This window comes from Halomonas sp. 3D7M (assembly GCF_014897885.1).
Taxonomy (GTDB): Bacteria; Pseudomonadota; Gammaproteobacteria; order Pseudomonadales; family Halomonadaceae; genus Vreelandella.
This window is the reverse complement of record NZ_JABUZF010000018.1, coordinates 1-4,286: the sequence shown is the minus strand read 5'-3', so window position 1 is coordinate 4,286 and position 4,286 is coordinate 1. Positions and strand designations below refer to the sequence as shown.

Here is a 4,286-nt window from a genome sequence, read left to right as displayed (position 1 = left end):
CCCACCAATCACCGTATACACCAAGGTAGTGAGCGCAACGCCAATAATCACTAGTGCAGGTGGTACATCGGAAAGCAGTGCGGTAATAGCACCTATCGCCGTCAGTTCCGCTGCTAAAAAACAGCCCATGTAGGCTACGGACACCAGCAGCACCCAATGACGCACCCCCTTGCCGTAACAAGCGTGGGCGAATTCGGCAATGCTTCTGCCTTCTGGCAATGCGCGACGAATTTTTGGTCCGTACAACCCCAACACGATAAACGGCAGCGCAGAGCCAATGGCATAGCCTGCCAACGCTAACGGACCAACAAAGGCACCAATTTCAGGCGGCGCAAACAGAATCCAGGCGCCCATTCCCGAGGCTAAAAAGGAGAAGCCAAGTGTGGAAGCGGTTTGCGAATTTCGTGCCGTGACATAGTCATCAAGCGATCCCTGCACATGACGTGCACGCAGGCCCAGAAAAGCAAAACAGAATAGCGCCGCACCAAGTACGGCTGACGTTAGGTAAGGCATGTCGCACTTCCTCCGCCGGTATGAACCGGATCAGGTTCCAGGGTCTGCGCAGTGCGCATTCTCAGCCCAACAGCTGCGGGCTCCCCTGGCGACAGTGAATGGAGACGCTATCCTCGGTGAAAGCGGCTCGTTAGTAAAGGCTGGGCGTTAGTAAAATTTATCCGTGAGTAACGCCTAGATGTGCGTCTGTATCCTGCTAACGCGGTAGGCGGCCCATCAAATAAAACTCCTCATTGGGGGGCGTACCCGTCATGGTAACTAATCGATTCGACATGCCGAAAAAAGCAGCAATGGCGCCAATATCCCAACAGTCCTCTAGCGTAAAACCTACTTTCTCTAAGGTTGTTTGCCACGTGGCAGAGAACTCCCCAACTTCAATCCCGCAGTGCAATGCAAAATCCAGCATGACACGATGGCGTTCGCTTAGCCCTGCCGCTAGATGATTGATAGCGACATTGTCAGCGACTAAAGGGTCTTTACTATAAATTCTCAATAGCGCGCCATGGGCAACAACACAATAGAGACAACGATTGCGAGCACTGGTAGCCACAACAATCATCTCTTTTTCAGCTTTAGTCAGCGTGTCGGATTCACGCTCCATCAAAGCATCGTGATAAGCAAAAAAAGCGCGAAACTCCTCAGGGCGATGCGCCAGCATTAAGAACACATTGGGCACAAATCCCGCCTTGCTTTGCACTTTTAATATTGCATCGCGAACATCGTCAGGCAGTTCATCCAACGTTTCTGGTACACGGAAACGGCTAAGTCGATTAGTCATCGTTACACCTCATTTGCTGATTAAGCTTTAAATTTTTGTTTTGATTAAACAATCATGCTGTTGGATAACGCGATTCGGTAACAAAACACTAAACAAAGTGACTTTCAATCGTGGCTAACGCTGTCCATACTCTCAACTATTCAATGACCTATAAGCCGTGCAGTAAATGCAGCAAACGGCAATTAACAGGGACACCAAAATGCATTATTCCGAAGCCAAAGAGCATACGCCTGGGCGCTTGCATACTCTTTTTGCCGACCCTTATTGCGCGTTTAAAAACGACACCGATGAGCGTCAGCTGCATATCCGGATAATGCTGCACACCCTTCTGGCACTGCCTATGCATCACGCGCGTGCCACGCTCCGGGTTATCCATGGCTGGGAAAACGGCGGCTTCGAGCCAAGTGATCTAAAGCACAAGGACTTCCCGCTTGCCTCTTTAGATGATTTCCACCGAGTGGTTAACGAGGTCTCCCCGAACCCTCAAGAACACGAGACGTCGTTAAGCGCTAGCACGCCGCTCCTCTCAGCACCACTGGCGAGCATATTCGCCAGTGCAGAAGCCGATGGCATCATCGTTTCTGACACGCTGCGCAGCACACCTGCCCGCTGGCCTGCTTTGAAAGGCGGTTTAGCCATTTATACGCTCTTCAAAATGTATCATCGCTTAGTTTATGGCGAAGATGATAACTACCGCTGCTCTCAGTGTGAAACGCCTGATGGCCTGCGTGAGCTGCATGAATTTCATCTTGAAGAAGGCGAATTTGCACTGTTAGTTCCTCACAACGCAAAAACGCAAACGGCCACCCCCACCATTCTCGTTATGCACGCCAGTCAGCTTGGCCCTATCGGCCAACTCCTAAAAAGAAGCCTGCCGTTATTTCAGAATACTTAAGCCGAAACGTTAAAAGCCCCGCTTATCGCGGGGCTTCTCCATGGTGCAATTAACTCAACGAAATAGTGCTATTAATACCGCTAGATACATTTTCTGGCTCAAACCAGCGGGCAGTGACCGTTTTGGTCTGCGTCCAGAAGGTAATTGCCTGCTTGCCATTCGGCCCCAAGTCGCCAAGCTTGGAAGCTCGCGAACCCGTAAAACTGAAGTAAGCGACGGGTACAGGGATCGGCACGTTGATACCAATCTGGCCTACGTCGATATCCGTTTCAAAGCGCCGTGCTACCCAACCTGAGTTGGTAAAGATCGACGTACCGTTGCCGTTAGGGTTAGCGTTGATAAACGCAATCGCGTCATCCAGCGTCTCCACACTGACCACGCATAGCACTGGGCCAAAAATTTCTTCCCGGTACACCGTCATATCAGCGGTCACATCGGCAAATAGAGTTGGGCCAACAAAGTTGCCGTTTGGATAGCCCTCTACCGTGCAACCACGGCCGTCCACCAGCAGCTTAGCGCCCTCTTTCTCACCCGCTGAAATCAGGCGTTCAACGCGCTCTTTCGCTTGTGGTGAGACAAGCGGCCCTAGGTCTGCATCGCGCTGAGTGCCAGGACCGACTTTCATGCTGCGCGCGCCTTCCTCAATATCTTTCAGCCACTCTCGCGCTTCACCGACTAGCACGACAACCGAGTTAGCCATGCAGCGCTGGCCAGCAGCACCAAACGCCGAGCCGAGTAGGCTATCAATCGCCTGACTGCGGTTGGCGTCCGGCATTACAACGCAGTGGTTTTTAGCTCCCATCATCGACTGCATACGCTTTCCAGCGGCGGCGGCACGGTTGTAAAGCAAGGAGCCCACATGGGTCGAGCCAATAAACGAAAGTGCTTTAATATCCTGATGGTCGGCGATTTGGTTGGCAACATCAGGACCGCCATGAACCACGTTTAAAACGCCGGCGGGGACGCCCGCTTCATGGGCAAGTTCAACCAGTCGCATGGTGGAACTAGGGTCTTGCTCAGACGGTTTCAGGACAAAGGTATTTCCCGTTGCGATGGCAAGCGGGAACATAAAACAGGGCAGCATAATCGGGAAGTTGAAGGCGGTAATGCCCGCGCCAACGCCCAGCGGCTGGTGCATGGTGTAAACATCGACTTCATTCGCGGCGTTTTCCGCCAGTTCACCCAACTGCAGCGACGTAATTGAACAAGCGTGTTCCACGACCTCTAAACCGCGCCCTACTTCACCTTCAGCGTCAGGCAAAGTTTTGCCGTGCTCTTCGGTGATTAGCGCGGCTAATTCAGCGGTATTTTCGCGTATCAGTGCCTGAAGTTTCAGCATGATGCGCATGCGCTTGCCAAGCGGCACTTTACGCCACCCTTTAAAAGCTGTTTTAGCGCTGGCAATCGCACGTTCCACCTCTTCGGCGGTACAAAATGGTACACGGGCAACCACTTCCTGAGTCGCAGGATTGACCACATCACGCCAATCCTGGCTTTGTGACATGACTGGCTGGCCATCGATATACATAGGGATTTCACGAACGGACATGACTTCCTTCCTCAACGTTGTGTTTGTTATGAGACGCAAAGATGAACCCTAGGGTATATCAGCAAGTTGACGTAAACGTCAATTAGCCACTTGATAAAGAGTTAGCCAGCTCAGCGCTGAGCAAGCAGCCAGGGGCTGATGTTCCGCCATTAAAAGGCATCATAAACGCCGTGGAGAACATCAGTTCTGCTAGAGGTTGAAATGGGTGTGATAGCGATTAACGCTGGATAAGCCCGTTGGTTAACCACGGCAACCAGGCGAGAAGAACAAGGGTCACTAACGTTGCTAGCAAAAACGGCAGCAGCGAGCGAAATATTTTAAGCGGCGACGCGCCGGTCATTGAGGAAGCGATAAACAGCCCTGCCCCTACGGGGGGCGTTAACAACCCCATTACCAGGGTTAAACACACCACTACACCAAACTGATAGGGGCTAATAGCGAATTGGCTTTGGGCAATGGGCATTAAAATCGGCACCACTAAGATTAGCGCCGCAATGCCATCAATCACCATTCCCACTAACAGCAGTGCGCCAATCACCAGTAGCAAGAAC

The 4,286-nt window shown here is 51.9% G+C and carries 4 protein-coding genes, 1 pseudogene and 1 riboswitch; of the genes and pseudogenes, 1 reads left to right on the top strand and 4 read right to left on the bottom strand.

The features are described from left to right. Together INT22_RS00385 and INT22_RS00380 are read right to left on the bottom strand one after the other, a co-directional pair. Positions 1-513, bottom strand: a pseudogene (locus tag INT22_RS00385) (sodium:solute symporter); the annotation flags it as partial. Beyond that, a riboswitch (TPP riboswitch) is annotated at positions 503-610 on the bottom strand. It overlaps the preceding pseudogene by 11 nt. Before the next feature lie 99 nt (positions 611-709). Next, entirely contained in the window at positions 710-1,291 is a 582-nt protein-coding gene (locus INT22_RS00380) for a peroxidase-related enzyme (protein ID WP_089039491.1), read from the bottom strand. Between the two features lie 199 nt (positions 1,292-1,490). Between INT22_RS00380 and INT22_RS00375 the strand changes: the two genes are divergently transcribed. Continuing rightward, positions 1,491-2,186 (top strand): hypothetical protein, encoded by a 696-nt coding sequence (locus INT22_RS00375; protein WP_089039492.1) that lies wholly within the window; start codon positions 1,491-1,493, stop codon positions 2,184-2,186. A 49-nt stretch (positions 2,187-2,235) separates the two neighbouring features. On the opposite strand, the gene INT22_RS00370 is transcribed toward INT22_RS00375, so the two are convergent. Together INT22_RS00370 and INT22_RS00365 are read right to left on the bottom strand one after the other, a co-directional pair. Then, on the bottom strand, positions 2,236-3,735 hold the full coding sequence (locus tag INT22_RS00370; RefSeq protein WP_089039493.1) for a CoA-acylating methylmalonate-semialdehyde dehydrogenase: 1,500 nt from the start codon (positions 3,733-3,735) through the stop codon (positions 2,236-2,238). Between the two features lie 217 nt (positions 3,736-3,952). Then, positions 3,953-4,286: TRAP transporter large permease subunit (locus INT22_RS00365; protein ID WP_193067468.1), on the bottom strand; the 334-nt coding region annotated here is incomplete at its 5' end.

What these genes read in the sequence shown, in the direction of transcription:
- INT22_RS00380 (WP_089039491.1), bottom strand. Translation starts at nt 1,291, where the DNA reads ATGACTAATCGACTTAGCCGTTTCCGTGTACCAGAAACGTTGGATGAA.
- INT22_RS00375 (WP_089039492.1), top strand. Translation starts at nt 1,491, where the DNA reads ATGCATTATTCCGAAGCCAAAGAGCATACGCCTGGGCGCTTGCATACT.
- INT22_RS00370 (WP_089039493.1), bottom strand. Translation starts at nt 3,735, where the DNA reads ATGTCCGTTCGTGAAATCCCTATGTATATCGATGGCCAGCCAGTCATG.